Origin of the sequence: Micromonospora sp. NPDC047738, assembly GCF_040642675.1 — a bacterium.
Lineage (GTDB): Bacteria > Actinomycetota > Actinomycetes > Mycobacteriales > Micromonosporaceae > Micromonospora.
In genome coordinates this window covers 38,222-54,393 of record NZ_JBEYSO010000037.1, presented here as the reverse complement: position 1 = coordinate 54,393, position 16,172 = coordinate 38,222, and the positions used below count along the sequence as shown (strand labels likewise).

The window sequence follows — 16,172 nt, the reverse complement described above, 5'->3', positions numbered from 1 at the left end:
GGCACCACCACCGACACCGACGGCAACACCCACTCCTTCGAAGGCGGCCACTACATCAGCGTCGTCGGCTACCACGACAACGGCAAGACCGTCACGATCGCCGACTCCGCCAACCCCAACACCGCCTCCTACCGGATCAGCGTCGACAACCTCGCCGACTGGATCGCCACCCGCGGCTACTCGGCCTCCTGACACAAGAGACAACCCGAAGGGCCGGCCCCACCAAAGGGGCCGGCCCTTCGACACACCCAGAAACGGCCGACCCCCAACCAGGGGCCGGCCGTTCGGCGTCTCCCGATGCCGGCCAGTCGAACCGGTGGCGGCGGCGTGTGGCGGTCAGGCAGGTGCGTCGGCCTCGGCGAGTACGGCGAGGATCTGCTCGCCGTACTTCGCGAGCTTGTTCTCGCCGACGCCGTTGATCCGGGACAGCTCGGTCAGCGAGGCCGGCGCCTCGGTGGCGATCTGGCGCAGGGTCGCGTCGTGGAAGATGACGTACGCGGGCACGCCCTGCTCCTTGGCGGTGGCCGCCCGCCAGGCCCGCAGCCGCTCGAACACCGGGGCCGCGGCGGGGGTGAGGTCGGCGACGACGGTGGCCGCGCCCCGCGGTTTCGCCGACCGGGCGGACACCGGCTTCTCCGGCTCCCGCCGCATGGTGACCGTACGCCGGCGGCCCAGCACCTCGGCGCTCGCCTCGGTCAGGGCGAGGGTGCCGTAGTCGCCCTCGACGGCGAGCAGGCCCTCGGCGAGCAGTTGCCGCACCACGCCCCGCCACTCCGCCTCGCGCAGCTCGGTGCCGATGCCGAAGGTGGTCAACGAGTCGTGGCCGTACTGGTCGATCTTGTCGGTGCGTTTGCCGAGCAGGATGTCCACGCAGTGCCCGGCGCCGAACCGCTGGTTGCGTTCCCGGTCCAGCCGGTAGACGGTGGAGAGCAGCTTCTGCGCGGCGACCGTGCCGTCCCAGGACTCCGGTGGTTCGAGGCAGGTGTCGCAGTTGCCGCAGCCGCCCGCGCCGGTCTCGCCGAAATACTCGAGGAGCTGCGCCCGGCGGCAGCGGACCGTCTCGCAGAGGGCCAGCATCGCGTCCAGGTGGGCGGCGAGGTTGCGCCGGTGCGCCAGGTCGCCCTCGGAGGTCTCGATCATCTTGCGCTGCTGGACCACGTCCTGGAGCCCGTACGCCAGCCAGGCCGTCGACGGCAGGCCGTCCCGCCCGGCCCGGCCGGTCTCCTGGTAGTAGCCCTCGACCGACTTCGGCAGGTCGAGGTGGGCGACGAAGCGTACGTCCGGCTTGTCGATGCCCATCCCGAACGCGATGGTGGCGACCATGACCAGCCCGTCCTCGCGCAGGAAGCGCTGCTGGTTGGCGGCCCGGGTCCGGGCGTCCAGCCCGGCGTGGTACGGCAGGGCCGGGATCCCGTTCGCCACCAGGAACTCGGCCGTCTTCTCCACCGACGCACGGGACAGGCAGTAGACGATGCCCGCGTCGCCCGGGTGCTCGTCGCGCAGCAGGCTCAGCAGCTGCCTGCGCGGCTCCCGCTTGGGCACGATCCGGTACTGGATGTTGGGCCGATCGAAGCTGGCCACGAAGTGTCGGGCGTCGGTGAGCTGGAGCCGGGTGGCGATCTCCGTACGGGTGGCCTTGGTCGCGGTGGCGGTGAGCGCGATCCGCGGCACCCCCGGCCAGTGCTCGTGCAGCATCGAGAGGTTGAGGTAGTCGGGGCGGAAGTCGTGCCCCCACTGGGAGACGCAGTGCGCCTCGTCGATGGCGAACAGCCCGATCCGGCCCCGCTCCAGCAGGCCGACCGTGGCGCGGCCGGCCAGGGCTTCCGGGGCGAGGTAGAGCAGGTCCAGCTCGCCGGCGAGGAAGGCGCTCTCCACCCGCCGCCGCTCCGCCGGCTCCTGGGTCGAGTTGAGGAACCCGGCGCGGACGCCGACGGCGGTGAGCGCGTCGACCTGGTCCTGCATGAGGGCGATCAGTGGCGAGACGACCACCGCGACCCCGTCCCGGACCAGCGCGGGGATCTGGTAGCAGAGCGACTTGCCGCCCCCGGTCGGCATCAGCACCAGCGCGTCTCCGCCGGCCACCACGTGCTCGACGACCTCCTGCTGGAAGCCTCGGAAGGCGTCGTAGCCGAACACCCGGCGCAACACCCGCAGCGCGTCCTCGGTCCGCTCATCGGTGGGGGAGACCATCCGCGCAGTCTACGAGCGGCCTCCGACAGCGGCCCGCTCCGGCGAGCGCGTCGCGGGGTCCGCGGGGCCCGGCCGGCCCGGGCCACGTCGGGCCGGCTCGGTCGGGCGGCCAGGGTGGGCACACTCACCGGTGGCGCGCGAGCGGTCACCGACCGTCAGCAGTGGCTGACGGTGTCGGAAGTGCGACCGTCTCCGGCGGGACCTGGGGAAACCGATACCGAGACGACGACAAACCGGACAAGTAGCTGTTCCGGTCGTCACCCCGTGGAATCCCGGGCCGGGTCGCAGCCGTTAGAGTCGCTGACTGACCACGCGCGGCCGAGCGGCCGCGGCGCCACGGCTTGGGGGTAACGGGTGAGCGAGGCGCGGACGCCGGGAGACCTGGTGCCGACAGGTACGGAGACAGCCCTCGGACGGCCGGCGCCGGCCGAGGTGGACACCACCCTGGTGGTGGTGACCGGCCTTTCCGGCGGTGGCCGCAGCACGGTGGCCCGGGCGCTGGAGAACGTGGGCTACTACGTGGTCGACAACCTGCCCCAGGCGCTCATGCTGGACATGGCCGAGCTGGCCTTCAAGGCCGGCGGCGCGGCCCGGCGTACGGCCATGGTGCTGGACGTCCGCTCCCGCGCCTTCTCCACCGACCTGGCCGGCGCGATCCGGGAGCTGCGGGAGCGTGGCTTCCAGCCCCGGGTGGTCTTCGTCGACGCCGACGACGAGGTGCTGATCCGCCGGTTCGAGAGCGTCCGGCGCTCGCACCCGCTGCAGGGTGACGGGCGGCTGGCCGACGGCATCGCCGTCGAGCGCGCGCTGCTGGAGGAGGCCCGGGACCAGGCCGACGTGATCATCGACACCAGCCATCTGAACGTCAACCAGCTCCGGCGCCGGGTCGAGGAGCTGTTCGGCGGGGAGGACTCCCGTCGACTGCGGATCACCGTGCTCTCCTTCGGGTTCAAGTACGGCCTTCCCCCGGACGCCGACTTCGTGATGGACGCCCGGTTCCTGCCCAACCCGTACTGGGTGTCGGAGCTGCGCGAGCACACCGGGCGCGAGGAGGCGGTCAGCGCGTACGTGCTGGGCCAGGAGGGCGCGGAAGCCTTCGTGACCGGCTACGCCGATCTGGTCAACGCCACCACCGCCGGCTTCGAGCGGGAGGGCAAGCGCTACCTGACCGTGGCGGTCGGCTGCACCGGCGGCAAGCACCGCAGCGTCGCGATCGCCGAGGAGTTGGCCGCCCGGCTGCGTCAGTCCGGCATCGCCGCCCACGCGCAGCACCGGGACCTGGGGCGGGAATGATCCCGACCAGGGTGGTCGCCTTCGGCGGCGGGCACGGGCTCTCGGCGTCCCTGCGGGCGCTGCGGCACTGCGTACCCGAGCTGGACCTGGACATCACCGCGGTGGTCACCGTCGGCGACGACGGCGGCTCGAGCGGCCGGCTGCGGGCCGAGCGCGGCGGGCTGCCGCCGGGAGACCTGCGGCAGGCGCTGGTCGCGCTGGCCGGCGATCACCCGGCCACCCGGCGCAGCGCGGCGCTCTTCCAGCACCGCTTCGCCGCCGGCGACGGCGCGGGAGCGGGCGATTCGCTGGCCGGGCACGCGGTCGGCAACCTGCTGCTCAACGGGTTGACGGAGCTGCTCGGCGATCCGGTGGCCGCGCTCGACCACGCCGGTGCGATGCTCGGCGCGGTGGGCCGGGTGCTGCCGATGTCCTGCCAGCCGGTCGACATCGAGGCCCGGGTGCGCGGCGCCGATCCGGGCCACCCCGACGAGGTACGCACGGTGCGCGGCCAGCATCAGGTGGCGGTCACCTCCGGCCGGGTCGAGTCGCTGCGGCTCACCCCGGCCGCGCCGGCGGCCTGCCCGGAGGCGGTCGCCGCGGTACGCGCGGCCGACTGGCTGATCTTCGGGCCGGGCAGCTGGTACACCAGCGTGCTGCCCCACCTGCTGGTGCCGCAGTTGGCCGACGCGATCGTCTCCAGTCCGGCGCGGCGGCTGGTCACGCTCAACCTGGTGGCGGAGAAGGAGACCCACGGGCTCTCCCTGGCCGACCATCTGGACACCCTGCGGCGCTATCTGCCCGAGCTGAAGGTGGACATGGTGCTGGCGGACTCCACGGCGGTGGGTGACCCCGAGGCGGTTGCGGGTGCGGCAGAATCGCTGGGTGCCCGGCTGGTCCTCGCCCCCGTCGCCGTCCTCGACGGCGCGCCCCGTCATGATCCAGCCGCCCTGGGCGCCGCGCTGGTGCCTGTCCTGGGTGCCGATCGTTAGACACGTACGTAATCAACGGCGACACGCCGGAACCGGTCCGTGAGGGGGCGCACTATGGCGATGACGGCGGCGGTCAAAGACGAGCTGAGTCGGGTCGACGTGCCCAAGCCGTGCTGCCGGCGGGCGGAGATGGCGGCCCTGCTGCGTTTCGCGGGCGGCCTGCACATCGTGTCGGGTCGCGTGGTGGTCGAGGCGGAGCTGGACACCGGCGCGGTCGCCCGGCGGCTGCGGCGGGAGATCGCCGAGGTCTACGGCTACCCGAGCGAGATCCACGTGCTCGCCTCCGGCGGGCTGCGCAAGGGCAGTCACTTCATCGTGCGGGTGGTCAAGGACGGCGAGGCGCTGGCGCGCCAGACCGGTCTGCTGGACGTCCGGGGCCGCCCGGTGCGCGGCCTGCCGCCGCACGTCGTCGCGGCCAACGTCTGCTGCGCGGTCTCCGCGTGGCGGGGCGCCTTCATGGCCCACGGCTCGCTCACCGAGCCGGGCCGCTCCAGCGCGCTGGAGATCACCTGCCCCGGCCCCGAGTCGGCCCTCGCCCTGGTCGGCGCGGCCCGACGGATCGGGATCACCGCCAAGAACCGCGAGGTCCGTGGGGTGGACCGGGTGGTGGTCAAGGACGGGGACTCGATCGCCGCCCTGCTCACCCGCATCGGCGCCCACGCCAGCGTGCTGGCCTGGGAGGAGCGCCGGGTGCGCCGGGAGGTCCGGGCGACCGCCAACCGGCTGGCGAACTTCGACGACGCCAACCTGCGCCGCTCGGCCCGCGCCGCGGTGGCCGCCGCCGCCCGGGTCACCCGGGCCCTGGAGATCCTCGCCGACGACGCCCCGCACCACCTCACCTCCGCCGGAAGGCTGCGGCTGGAGCACCGGCAGGCGTCGCTGGAGGAGCTGGGCGCCCTCGCCGATCCGCCGCTGACCAAGGACGCAATCGCCGGCCGGATCCGCCGGCTCCTCGCGCTGGCCGACAAGCGGGCCCGGGACCTGGGCATCCCGGATACGGAAGCGGCCGTCACGCCGGACATGCTCGTGGTCTGATAGGACGGTGAGGCGTCACCTGCCGGCGGGTTCACCACCCGCCGCAGCGCGATGCGGCACGCTCGGATAAGGTCGCTGCGTACGGCAAGGGGGCCGGCACAGGCACCCCTCGCCGTGCTCACCGCCTCGGGCGGTCAGGTCCTCAGGACCGCGGCGGGGTGGCCGAGATGAACCGTCAACGGCCGGCTCCAACGGTCGGCGCACACACCTCCGCCGGCCCTGTTCTGACGCCGGCGGACCAGAACGCGAGGAGATGGGACCTGTGACCATCCGGGTTGGCATCAACGGCTTCGGCCGGATCGGCCGCAACTTCTTCCGGGCAGTGCTGGCGTCCGGCGCTGACGTCGAGGTCGTGGCGGTCAACGACCTGACCGACAACGCGACGCTCGCCCACCTTGTCAAGTACGACAGCATCCTGGGCCGTCTCCCGCACGAGGTGAAGGCCACCGACGACGAGATCAGCGTGGGCGGTCACACCATCAAGGCGTACGCCGAGAAGGACCCGGCCAAGCTGCCGTGGGGCGAGGCCGGCGTCGACGTCGTCATCGAGTCCACCGGTTTCTTCACCGACGCCACCAAGGCGAAGGCGCACATCGACGGTGGCGCCAAGAAGGTCATCATCTCCGCTCCGGCGAAGAACGAGGACGTCACGGTCGTCATGGGCGTCAACCAGGACCAGTACGACCCGGCCAAGCACACCATCATCTCGAACGCCTCGTGCACCACCAACTGCCTCGCCCCGATGGCGAAGGTGCTGCAGGACACGTTCGGCATCCAGCAGGGTCTGATGACCACCATCCACGCGTACACGCAGGACCAGAACCTGCAGGACGCGCCGCACAAGGACCTGCGCCGGGCCCGGGCCGCCGCGCTCAACATCGTGCCGACCTCGACCGGCGCCGCCAAGGCGATCGGCCTGGTCCTGCCGGAGCTCAAGGGCAAGCTGGACGGCTACGCGCTGCGCGTGCCGATCCCGACCGGCTCGACCACCGACCTGACCGTCACGGTCGGCCGGGAGACCACCGTGGACGAGGTCAACGCCGCGATGAAGGCCGCCGCGAACGGTCCGCTCAAGGGCATCCTGGTCTACAACGAGGACCCGATCGTCTCCGCCGACATCGTCACCGACCCGGCGTCCTGCATCTTCGACGCGCCGCTGACCAAGGTGATCGGCAACCAGGTCAAGGTCGTCGGCTGGTACGACAACGAGTGGGGCTACTCGAACCGCCTGGTCGACCTGGTCAAGCTGGTGGGTAGCTCCCTGTGAGTGCGAGGAGTGAGCTTGCGAGCCCCAGTCGCGAGCGCGAGGAGCGAGCGGAGCGAGCCCCGCAGTCGCGAGCTGAGGCAGGCCCAGTCACGAACGGAGGGCTAGCTCTGTGAGCATCCGCAACCTCGACGACCTGCTCGCCGAGGGGGTGTCGGGTCGGCGCGTGCTGGTGCGCGCCGACCTGAACGTCCCACTCGACAAGCAGACCGGTGAGATCACCGACGACGGCCGGATCCGGGCCGTCCTGCCGACGCTGAGCGCGCTGGTCCAGGCCGGCGCGAAGGTGGTCGTCTGCTCGCACCTGGGCCGCCCGAAGGGCGCGCCGGACCCGCAGTTCAGCCTCCGCCCGGTGGCCGGCCGGCTGGGCGAGCTGCTCGGTGCCCCGGTCCAGTTCGCCGAGGACACCGTCGGCGACTCGGCCCGCGCATGCGTGGAGGGCCTCGCCGACGGTCAGGTCGCCGTGCTCGAGAACCTCCGCTTCAACAAGGGTGAGACGAGCAAGGACGACGCCGAGCGGGGCGCCTTCGCCGACCAGCTCGCCGCCCTCGGCGAGGCGTACGTCGACGACGCCTTCGGCGCGGTGCATCGCAAGCATGCCAGCGTCTACGACGTGCCGGCCCGGCTGCCACACTTCGCCGGCCGGCTGGTGCTGCGCGAGGTGGAGGTGCTCAGCAAGCTGACCGGCGACCCGGAGCGGCCGTACGTGGTGGTGCTGGGCGGCTCCAAGGTCTCCGACAAGCTGGCCGTGATCGAGGCGCTGCTGCCGAAGGTCGACCGGCTGCTCATCGGCGGCGGGATGTGCTTCACCTTCCTCAAGGCCCAGGGCCTGGAGGTGGGCAGCTCGCTGCTGGAGGAGGAGATGGTCGAGACCTGCCGCAACCTGATGGAACGCGAGCCGGGCAAGATCATGCTCCCGGTCGACGTGGTGGCCGCGGTCGCCTTCGCGCCGGACGCCGAGCACCACACGGTCCGGGTGGACGGCATCCCGAACAAGCGGGTCGGGCTCGACATCGGCCCGGAGACCGTGGCCGGGTTCGCCGCCGCCCTCAAGCAGGCGCGGACGGTGTTCTGGAACGGCCCGATGGGCGTGTTCGAGATGGCCGCGTTCGCGAACGGGACCCGCGGGGTTGCCGAGGCGATCGCGAAGTCCGGTGCGTTCAGCGTCGTGGGCGGCGGTGACTCGGCGGCGGCGGTGCGGACGCTCGGGCTCGACGAGTCGGCGTTCGATCACATCTCCACCGGCGGCGGCGCCTCCCTGGAGTATCTGGAGGGCAAGACCCTCCCCGGCATCGCGGCCCTGGAGAAGTGATGGCGAGCCCCACCCGCCGGCCCCTGATGGCCGGCAACTGGAAGATGAACCTGAACCACCTCGAGGCCAACCTGCTGGTGCAGAAGCTGGCCGCGAGCCTCACCGAGAAGCAGCTCACCGAGGTCGAGACGGTGGTCCTGCCGCCCTTCACCGACCTGCGGACCGTGCAGACGGCGGTGGACGGCGACAAGCTGCTGATCGGCTACGGCGCGCAGGACCTGTCGCCGTACCAGTCGGGCGCGTACACCGGGGACATCGCCGGGTCGATGCTCGCCAAGCTGGGCTGCACCTACGTGGTGGTCGGCCACTCGGAGCGGCGGCAGTACCACAACGAGGACGACGCACTGGTCAACGACAAGGTGAACGCCGCGTTGGCCAACGGGCTCACCCCGATCCTCTGTATCGGCGAGGGGCTGGAGGTCCGGGAGCAGCTCCGGCACGTGCCGCACTGCTGCGACCAGCTTGACGGCGCGCTCCGCGGGCTCACCGCGGAGCAGGTCACCAAGGTCGTCGTGGCGTACGAGCCGGTCTGGGCGATCGGTACCGGCAAGACGGCGACCCCGGAGGACGCCCAGGAGGTCTGCGGCGAGGTGCGCAAGCGGCTCGGCGACACCTTCGACGAGGCCACCGCCCAGCAGGTCCGGATCCTCTACGGCGGCTCGGTCAAGGCGTCGAACATCGCCGCGATCATGGCCCAGCCGGACGTGGACGGGGCCCTGATCGGCGGTGCCAGCCTGGACGCCGAGGAATTCGCGCAGATCTGCCGGTTCCCGGAGCACATCGCTCGCTGATAGCTCGCTATCCTTGACGCTGCCCGTCCGCCGGTCGGTGCCGCCGTGCCCGACAGGACGGGCAGTGATCGCAACGAGAGGACAAACCCCCGCCATGCCGATCTGGTTCGCCTACACGATGATCGTGTTGCTGGTCATCACGAGCGTCCTGCTCACGCTGCTGATCCTCCTGCACCGCGGCAAGGGCGGCGGGCTGTCGAGCATGTTCGGCGGCGGCGTCAGCTCCAGCCTGGCCGGCTCCTCGGTCGCCGAGAAGAACCTCGACCGCTACACCGTTCTGGTCGGGATCATCTGGTTTGCGTGCATCGTCGGGATCGGGCTCTGGCTCCGGCTCCAGCTGAGCAGCGGCGCCTGAGTCAGCGCGTCGAGCGTACAATCTGCGCGCGGTCCGTCACGGACCGCGCGCAGTTTGTTTTCCCGCTGCACCGCGTCGCCCGCCGTCCACCCCCGTGCGGCGGTCCCCTCCGACGACAGGAGCAAGCAGCAATGCCCGGTGACAACGTCGTCCGCGGCACCCGGATCGGGTCCGCCCCCGAGCGCTTCGACCAGCGGTACGAGCCGGCCCCGCGCCGGCCGGTCACCTACTGGTGCGGCAACGCTCACGAGGTCCGGTTCCTCATCGCCGCCGACGCGGAGGCGCCGGCGGCGTGGGACTGTCCCCGGTGCGGCCAGCCGGCCGGCCCGGACCCGGGAAACCCGCCGGGCCGGCCGCGTTCGGAGCCCTACAAGAGCCACCTGGCGTACGTGCAGGAGCGGCGTACCCCGGAACAGGGGGAGGCCCTCCTCGCCGAGGCCCTGGCCGCGCTACGCCGCCGCCGGGGCGCCTGACCGCGCCGCCTCGCCCTCCGCCCCCTGAGGGGCCTGATTCAGGGACCGAGTGGCTCTCCGCCGCGGCACAGCCCCTCGTTCCGGGAAGCTGCGCGCAGCGGGCGGCGAGGAGTGCCGCGACGGAGGTTCAGCGGAGGCTGCGCAGCCGGGGCGGCACGTCGGCCGCCGCCGCCCGGTCGAGCAGCCAGAGGGTACGGGACACCCCGTGCACCCCGGCCGCGGGAAGCTGCACCGGCCCGGCCCCGGCGAGGGCCATGCCCACCGCCCGGGCCTTGTCCGCGCCGGCGGCCACCAGCCAGACCTCCTCGGCGGTGTTGATCGCCGGCAGGGTCAGCGTGACCCGCACCGGCGGGGGCTTCGGGCTGCCGCGTACCGCGCTGACCGGCCGGCTGTCGTGGTGCACCGGGTGCTCCGGAAAGACCGACGCCACGTGCCCGTCCTCGCCGACGCCGAGCATCAGCACGTCGAAGTGGGGGAGCGCGGCGGTGCCGGGCCGCGCAGCCCGGGCCAGCTCCTGCGCGTATCCGGCGGCGGCCGCCTCCGGGTCGTTGCCGGCCGGCCCGTCCGAGGCCGGCATCGGATGGATCCGCGCCGGGTTCAGCGGCACCGCGTCCAGCAGCGCCGCCCGGGCCTGCGTCTCGTTGCGTTCCGGGTCGCCGGCCGGCAGGAACCGCTCGTCGCCCCACCAGACGTCGACCCGGGACCAGTCGACGGCGTCCCGAGCGGGTAGCTCCGCCACCGCCCGGTACACCGCCGCGGCGATCCGCCCGCCGGTCAGCACCACCGACGCCTGGCCCCGGTCCGCCTGCGCGTCGAGCAGCTTCACCACCAAGCGGGCCGCCACCGCCTGCGCCAGCAGGTCGGGGTCGGCGTGTACGGCGACACTCGCCTCACTCATCCATCGTGCCTTCGTGCTCCGACCGCCCCATGGCGGTCACCGGTGCTGTCCGGCCGCCGGGCAGCCCCTGCCGCCCGGCGGTCCGTTCACTGGTTGGCGGTCGCGCCGGCGTGCGCGCTGATTCCGGCCTCGGCCCGCTGGGCGGTCGCCGGGTCCTTCCACACGTGCACCCGCTGGGTGGGGCGTTCCTCCAGCCCGGAGATGCCGGCGGTCGCGCCGAGCGCCTCCGCGTACACCTGGTCGGCGTCGAGGCGGCGCAGCTCCTCGGCCAGCTCGTCGCCGAGCGGGCGGCGGACCAGCGGCAGTGTCCGGTCCTGCTGGCCGGTACGCCGGAAGGTCGCCACGTTGTCGTCCCGGGTCAGGGTCAGCTGGTCGCCGTTGGCGCAGCGCAGCTGCACCTCGCGCATCCGCGGGAACTCGTCGGTGCGTACCCAGGCCGGGTCGATGTCGAGCCGCGACGCGAGCCAGCCGCGCATCAGCGCCGCCGTCGGATCGGACCCGGGCCCCACCACGGTCGCCTCGGTGACCTTGGCCTGGGCGGTGTCGAACGCCCCGGCCACCAGGGTGCGCCACGGGGTGATCCGGGTCCAGGCCAGGTCGGTGTCGCCCGGGGCGTAGTCCGCGGCCCGCTGCCGCAGCGCCGCGACCGGGTCGGCGGCCTGCGCCGAGTCGGTGATCCGCCGGTCGGCCACCACGCCGAGGAAGTCGGTCGAGATCTCCTCCGGCGGCTCGCCGTGCCACCAGGTCACCACCGGCACGTCCGGCACCAGCAGCGGCAGCACCACCGACTCGGCGTGCAGGGCGAGCCGGCCGTACATCCGCGTGACCACCGCCTCGCACGGGCCGAGCCGGCCGCCGACGACGATCTCCGCGTCCAGGCGGTTGCGGTCCCGCTCGACGTCGGAGCGGACCACCACGAGCAGCCGGCACGGGTGGGCGGCGGCCGCTATGGTCGCCGCGGCCTCCGCCTCCCGGACCCGCTTCTCGTCCACCACCACGATCAGGCTGAGCGCCATGCCGCTGGCCACCCCGCCCGCGCTGCGCCGCTCGGCGGCGAGCGCCTTGACCACCTCGTTACCGGTGGTGTCCCACAGGCCGATCAACGGAACCTCCCGGTGTGCTCGGTCATGCCCGCCGCCAGGAGCGGTCGTCGCGGGCCAGCATCTCGTCCGCCGCCCGGGGCCCCCACTCGCCGGCCCGGTACGACTCCGGCTTGGTGCCCGCCCAGGCGTGCTCCAACGGGTCGATCACCTGCCAGCTCTGCTCCACCTCGGCGGCGTCCGGGAACAGCGTCCGGTCACCGATCAGCACGTCGAGCACCAGCCGCTCGTACGCCTCGGGGCTGGACTCGGTGAACGCCTCGCCGTACTGGAAGTCCATCGCGATGTCCCGGACCTCCATCGCGGTGCCCGGCACCTTGGAGCCGAACTTCAGCACCACACCCTCGTCCGGTTGCACCCGGACGACGAGCTGGTTGTTGCCGAGCGACTCCACGTCGGCCGGGTTGAACGGCAGGTGCGGCGCCTTCTTGAAGATGATCGCCACCTCGGTGACCCGCCGGGGCAGCCGCTTGCCGGCCCGGATGTAGAACGGCACCCCGGCCCAGCGCCGGTTCTGGATGCCCAGCTTCACCGCCACATACGTCTCGGTGGTGGAGTCCGGCGGGATGTCCTTCTCCTCCAGGTAGCCGACCGCGCGTTCGCCGCCGACCCACCCGGGCAGGTACTGGCCCCGGACGGTGTCCCGGGCCGCGTCCTTCGGCACCGTGATGGCCTTGAGCACCTTCAGCTTCTCGGTCCGGATCTCGTCGGCGTCGAAGCTGGTCGGCTCCTCCATGGCCACCAGGGCGAGGAGCTGGAGCAGGTGGTTCTGCAGCACGTCCCGGGCCGCCCCGGCCGAGTCGTAGAACCCGGCCCGGGTGCCGATGCCGACGTCCTCGGCCATGGTGATCTGCACCGAGTCGACGTACTTGCCGTTCCACAGCGGCTCGAAGAGGTTGTTGGCAAAGCGCAGGGCGAGGATGTTCTGGACGGTCTCCTTGCCCAGGTAGTGGTCGATCCGGAAGACGTCCTGGCGGGTGAAGACGTCGTCGACCAGGTCGTTGAGCGCCTTCGCCGAGGGCAGGTCGTTGCCGAACGGCTTCTCCACCACCACCCGGCGCCAGCCACCCGACTTGGCGTTGTCCGCCATGCCGGTACGGGCGAGCTGCTTGAGCACCACGGGGAAGGCTGCCGGGGGGATGGAGAAGTAGAACGCGGCGTTGCCGTCGATGCCGTGCGAGTCGCGCAGTTCGTCCAGGGTGGTGGCGAGCTGGTCGAACGCGGCGTCGTCGTCGAACGAGCCGCCGACGAACTTGATGTTGCCGGCCAGCCGCGCCCACACCTCCTCCCGCCACGGGGTGCGAGCACCCTTCTTCGCCGCCTCGTAGGCCAGCGACTCGAAGTCGCCGTCGCCCCAGTCACGCCGGGCGAAGCCCAGGACCACGAAACCGGGCGGCAGCAGCCCCCGGTTGGCCAGGTCGTAGACCGCCGGCAACAGCTTCTTGCGGGCCAGGTCACCGGTGACCCCGAAGATCACCAGAGCGCACGGCTCCGGGATCCGCGGCAGCCGCCGGTCCTGCGGGTCGCGCAGCGGGTTCATGCCGCCTCCTCGCTCCGCTGATGTCACGTCAATCATCGTCACGTCCCTGTCCGTCCGGCCGCATCCAGTAGCTGGGCGACGCCCGCCGCCCGCTCGGTCAGGTGCAGTCGCAGCACCGGCCGCCCCCGGCCGGCCAGGGCCTGCCGGTCACCGGCGGCCTGGGCCACCTGCAGCGTCCCGAAGGTGTACGGGCGGCCGGGCACCGGCAGATCATCGTTGACCGCGCCGGTCACCTGAAGGTAGCTCCCGACCGGCCGGCCGCCCTTGTGGTACTGGCCGGTGGAGTGCAGGTAGCGCGGCCCCCACCCGAAGGTCACCGGGCGGCGGGTCGCCCGCGCCAGCACGGGTCGCAGCCCGGCCACCGCCGCGTCCCCACGGCGGTCCAGGTATGCCGTCACCGCCAGGAACCCGTCGTCGCCCAACCCGTCGAGGAGCCGGCGCAGCATCCCGGCCAGGTCGGCCGGCGCGCCGGGCGGGGCGTACACCTCGATGGCGCCCTCGGTGAACGACGGCGTCTCCGCCGGCGGCCCGGCGGCGAGGATGCGCTCGGTGTTCTGCTTGCTCTCGGCGACGTCGGGCTGGTCGAACGGGTCGACCCCGAGCACCACCCCGGCGATCGCGGTGGCGTACTCCCAGGTCAGGAAGTGGGCGCCGAGGGGCCCGTTGACCGCCACGTCCGCGCTGCCGGCACCGGGCGCCACCCCGGGGCCGAGCGCGCCGCCGTAGCTGACGGTGAGCACGTCCGGGCCGGCGGCGCCGGGAGCGTCCGGGGATTCCACCACCACCGGCAGCAGGCCCACGCCGGCCTTGCCGGTCGACTCGGCGAGCAGCTGCTCGGCCCAGTCGCCCAGCCCTTCGACGCCGGTGCCGTCGGAGGTCAGGGCGACCACGTCCCGACCGGTGGTGGCCGCCGCGCCGAGGGCCGCGCCGAGCGCCAGGCCGGGGTTGTCCCGGTCCCGGCCCAGCGACTCGGCGAGCGCGTCGGCGTCGTCGAGCAGGTCGGTCACCGGTACCCCGGCCAGCGCCGCGGGGACCAGCCCGAACGCGGTGAGCGCCGAGTACCGGCCGCCCACCTCGGGGTCGGCGGGGATGGTGACCAGCCCCGCCTCCGCGGCGGTCGCCGCCAGCGGCGAGCCCGGGTCGGTGACCACCACGAAGTGCCGGGCCGCCTCCGCCTCGGTCATCCCGGCGTCCAGGAACGCCTGCCAGTACGCCCGCCGGTGGCTGTCGGTCTCCACGGTCGTGCCGGACTTGCTGGAGATCACCACCACGGTCCGCTCCAGCCGGTCGGCCAGGGCCGCCCGGACCTGCCCGGGGTCGGTGGTGTCCAGCACGGTCAGCGGGCGGCCGAGGGTGCGGGCGATCACCTCGGGCGCGAGCGACGAGCCGCCCATCCCGGCGAGCACCACGTGGTCGAGGTCGGCCAGTTCGTCCGTCAACTCGGCGAGCTGGGGGAGGAGCTCCCGGCTGCGGTGGTGGGTGTCCACCCAGCCGAGGCGTACCCGCGCCGTCGCCTCCGCGTCGGAGCCCCACAGGGTCGGATCCTTTGCGGCGAGCCGGGCGGGGACGTCCCGGGCGACCAGGTCCGCGCGCACCGACGCCGGCGCGGACCGGTCGACCGCGTCCGCGCCGTGCACGGCCAGCCCGGCGGCGATGTCCGCCGGGCCGGCCAGCAGGTCGCTCACGGGGCCACCTCTGGGGTGACGACGGCGTGGCGTGTCCCGGGGCGGCGCCCCGGGACACGTCGCACACCGTTCGTCACGCGTTGCCCCCGGCCCGCTCGGCGGCCGTCGCGCTGCTCTTGGCCGCCTTGCCCGGCCGCCCGGTGCCCTTGGCCGCCTCGGCGAGCGACTTCTTCACCCCGTCGAGCAGTTCCAGCCAGCTCGCCTCGAACTTCTCCACGCCCTCGCGCTCGAGGACGGCGACCACGTCGGCCAGGTCCACCCCGACCGCCTGCAGGTCGCTGAAGACCTTGCGGGCGTCGTCGTAGCAGCCGGTGACGGTGTCACCCCGGACCTCGCCGTGGTCGGCGACGGCGTGGATGGTCGACTCCGGCATGGTGTTCACCGTGCCGGGGGCGATCAGCTCCTCGACGTACATGACGTCCCGGTAGTCCGGGTTCTTCGTCGAGGTGGAGGCCCAGAGCGGGCGCTGCGGGTGCGCGCCGGCGTCGGCGAGGGCCTGCCACCGGTCGGAGGAGAACACCTCGCCGTACCGCTCGTAGGCGAGCCGGGCGTTGGCGATGGCGGCCTTGCCGCGCAGCGCCTTGGCCTGGTCCGAGCCGATCTTCTCCAGCCGCTTGTCCACCTCGCTGTCGACCCGGGAGACGAAGAACGACGCGACCGAGCCGATCTTGGACAGGTCGTGCCCGTTCGCCTTCGCCTGCTCCAGACCGGCCAGGAAGGCCTCCATCACCTGCGAGTACCGGTCCAGACTGAAGATCAGCGTGACGTTGACGCTGATCCCCTGGGCCAGGGTGGCGGTGATCGCCGGCAGGCCCGCCTCGGTGGCCGGGATCTTGATGAAGAGGTTGGGCCGGTCGATCAGCCACCACAGCGCCCCGGCCTCGGCGACGGTCCGCTCCGTCTCGTGGGCCAGCCGCGGGTCCACCTCGATCGAGACCCGGCCGTCGACCCCCGCGCTGGCGTCGTACGCGGGGCGCATCACGTCGCAGGCCCACCGCACGTCGTACGTGGTGAGCATGCGGACCGCCTCTTCGACGTCCACCCCACGGATGGCGAGGTCCTTCAGTTGCCAGTTGTACTCGTCCGCGTCGCTCAGCGCCTTCGCGAAGATGGTCGGGTTCGACGTCACCCCGACCAGGTGCTTCTCCCGGCGGAGCTGGTCCAGCCCGCCGGAGCTCAGTCGTACCCGGGAAAGGTCGTCGAGCCAGATCGCCACACCCATGGCGCTCAGCTCGCCCAGCCGGTCCGTCATGCCGTCCACGCTC

General features: G+C 72.8%; 14 protein-coding genes and 1 pseudogene. 9 read left to right on the top strand and 6 right to left on the bottom strand.

The window, feature by feature from the left end; genetic code table 11:
• Positions 1-192: pseudogene (locus ABZ783_RS32985) on the top strand (phytochelatin synthase); the annotation flags it as partial.
• A 144-nt stretch (positions 193-336) separates the two neighbouring features.
• Here ABZ783_RS32985 and recQ read toward each other — a convergent pair.
• Positions 337-2,190 (bottom strand): DNA helicase RecQ, encoded by a 1,854-nt coding sequence (gene recQ / locus ABZ783_RS32980; RefSeq protein ID WP_357445519.1) that lies wholly within the window; start codon positions 2,188-2,190, stop codon positions 337-339.
• Positions 2,191-2,574: 384 nt separating this feature from the next.
• Between recQ and rapZ the strand changes: the two genes are divergently transcribed.
• From rapZ to ABZ783_RS32940, 8 genes are all read left to right on the top strand, one after another.
• Positions 2,575-3,483: an RNase adapter RapZ gene (gene rapZ / locus ABZ783_RS32975; RefSeq protein WP_357445516.1), complete on the top strand. Its 909-nt coding sequence runs from the start codon at positions 2,575-2,577 to the stop codon at positions 3,481-3,483.
• Entirely contained in the window at positions 3,480-4,454 is a 975-nt protein-coding gene (gene yvcK / locus ABZ783_RS32970) for a uridine diphosphate-N-acetylglucosamine-binding protein YvcK (protein WP_357445513.1), read from the top strand. The genes rapZ and yvcK overlap by 4 nt, the downstream gene beginning before the upstream one ends.
• Positions 4,455-4,508: 54 nt before the next feature.
• On the top strand, positions 4,509-5,489 hold the full coding sequence (gene whiA, locus ABZ783_RS32965; RefSeq protein WP_073837989.1) for a DNA-binding protein WhiA: 981 nt from the start codon (positions 4,509-4,511) through the stop codon (positions 5,487-5,489).
• 262 nt (positions 5,490-5,751) lie between these two features.
• On the top strand, positions 5,752-6,756 hold the full coding sequence (gene gap / locus ABZ783_RS32960) for a type I glyceraldehyde-3-phosphate dehydrogenase (RefSeq protein WP_073837988.1): 1,005 nt from the start codon (positions 5,752-5,754) through the stop codon (positions 6,754-6,756).
• A 109-nt stretch (positions 6,757-6,865) separates the two neighbouring features.
• On the top strand, positions 6,866-8,065 hold the full coding sequence (locus ABZ783_RS32955; protein ID WP_357445509.1) for a phosphoglycerate kinase: 1,200 nt from the start codon (positions 6,866-6,868) through the stop codon (positions 8,063-8,065).
• A complete protein-coding gene (gene tpiA / locus ABZ783_RS32950; RefSeq protein WP_073837986.1) occupies positions 8,065-8,856 on the top strand; it encodes a triose-phosphate isomerase in 792 nt (263 codons plus the stop codon). The genes ABZ783_RS32955 and tpiA overlap by 1 nt, the downstream gene beginning before the upstream one ends.
• 94 nt (positions 8,857-8,950) lie before the next feature.
• On the top strand, positions 8,951-9,211 hold the full coding sequence (secG, locus tag ABZ783_RS32945; RefSeq protein ID WP_073837985.1) for a preprotein translocase subunit SecG: 261 nt from the start codon (positions 8,951-8,953) through the stop codon (positions 9,209-9,211).
• 131 nt (positions 9,212-9,342) lie between these two features.
• Positions 9,343-9,684: an RNA polymerase-binding protein RbpA gene (locus ABZ783_RS32940; protein ID WP_357445504.1), complete on the top strand. Its 342-nt coding sequence runs from the start codon at positions 9,343-9,345 to the stop codon at positions 9,682-9,684.
• A gap of 127 nt (positions 9,685-9,811) precedes the next feature.
• On the opposite strand, the gene pgl is transcribed toward ABZ783_RS32940, so the two are convergent.
• From pgl to tal, 5 genes are all read right to left on the bottom strand, one after another.
• Positions 9,812-10,582 carry a 6-phosphogluconolactonase gene (pgl, locus tag ABZ783_RS32935; protein WP_357445501.1) on the bottom strand — a complete coding sequence of 257 codons (771 nt, stop codon included), beginning with the start codon at positions 10,580-10,582 and terminating at the stop codon, positions 9,812-9,814.
• Between the two features lie 86 nt (positions 10,583-10,668).
• Entirely contained in the window at positions 10,669-11,685 is a 1,017-nt protein-coding gene (locus tag ABZ783_RS32930; protein WP_357445498.1) for a glucose-6-phosphate dehydrogenase assembly protein OpcA, read from the bottom strand.
• 22 nt (positions 11,686-11,707) lie between these two features.
• Complete coding sequence (zwf, locus tag ABZ783_RS32925) at positions 11,708-13,222, bottom strand: glucose-6-phosphate dehydrogenase (RefSeq protein WP_357445495.1); 1,515 nt, start codon at positions 13,220-13,222, stop codon at positions 11,708-11,710.
• A gap of 38 nt (positions 13,223-13,260) precedes the next feature.
• Positions 13,261-14,907 carry a glucose-6-phosphate isomerase gene (locus tag ABZ783_RS32920; protein ID WP_357445492.1) on the bottom strand — a complete coding sequence of 549 codons (1,647 nt, stop codon included), beginning with the start codon at positions 14,905-14,907 and terminating at the stop codon, positions 13,261-13,263.
• Between the two features lie 73 nt (positions 14,908-14,980).
• Complete coding sequence (tal, locus tag ABZ783_RS32915) at positions 14,981-16,159, bottom strand: transaldolase (protein WP_357445489.1); 1,179 nt, start codon at positions 16,157-16,159, stop codon at positions 14,981-14,983.
• Positions 16,160-16,172: the final 13 nt, after the last annotated feature.

What these genes read in the sequence shown, in the direction of transcription:
- tpiA (WP_073837986.1), top strand. Translation starts at nt 8,065, where the DNA reads ATGGCGAGCCCCACCCGCCGGCCCCTGATGGCCGGCAACTGGAAGATG.
- yvcK (WP_357445513.1), top strand. Translation starts at nt 3,480, where the DNA reads ATGATCCCGACCAGGGTGGTCGCCTTCGGCGGCGGGCACGGGCTCTCG.
- zwf (WP_357445495.1), bottom strand. Translation starts at nt 13,222, where the DNA reads ATGAACCCGCTGCGCGACCCGCAGGACCGGCGGCTGCCGCGGATCCCG.
- whiA (WP_073837989.1), top strand. Translation starts at nt 4,509, where the DNA reads ATGGCGATGACGGCGGCGGTCAAAGACGAGCTGAGTCGGGTCGACGTG.
- pgl (WP_357445501.1), bottom strand. Translation starts at nt 10,582, where the DNA reads ATGAGTGAGGCGAGTGTCGCCGTACACGCCGACCCCGACCTGCTGGCG.
- ABZ783_RS32940 (WP_357445504.1), top strand. Translation starts at nt 9,343, where the DNA reads ATGCCCGGTGACAACGTCGTCCGCGGCACCCGGATCGGGTCCGCCCCC.
- secG (WP_073837985.1), top strand. Translation starts at nt 8,951, where the DNA reads ATGCCGATCTGGTTCGCCTACACGATGATCGTGTTGCTGGTCATCACG.
- recQ (WP_357445519.1), bottom strand. Translation starts at nt 2,190, where the DNA reads ATGGTCTCCCCCACCGATGAGCGGACCGAGGACGCGCTGCGGGTGTTG.
- tal (WP_357445489.1), bottom strand. Translation starts at nt 16,159, where the DNA reads ATGACGGACCGGCTGGGCGAGCTGAGCGCCATGGGTGTGGCGATCTGG.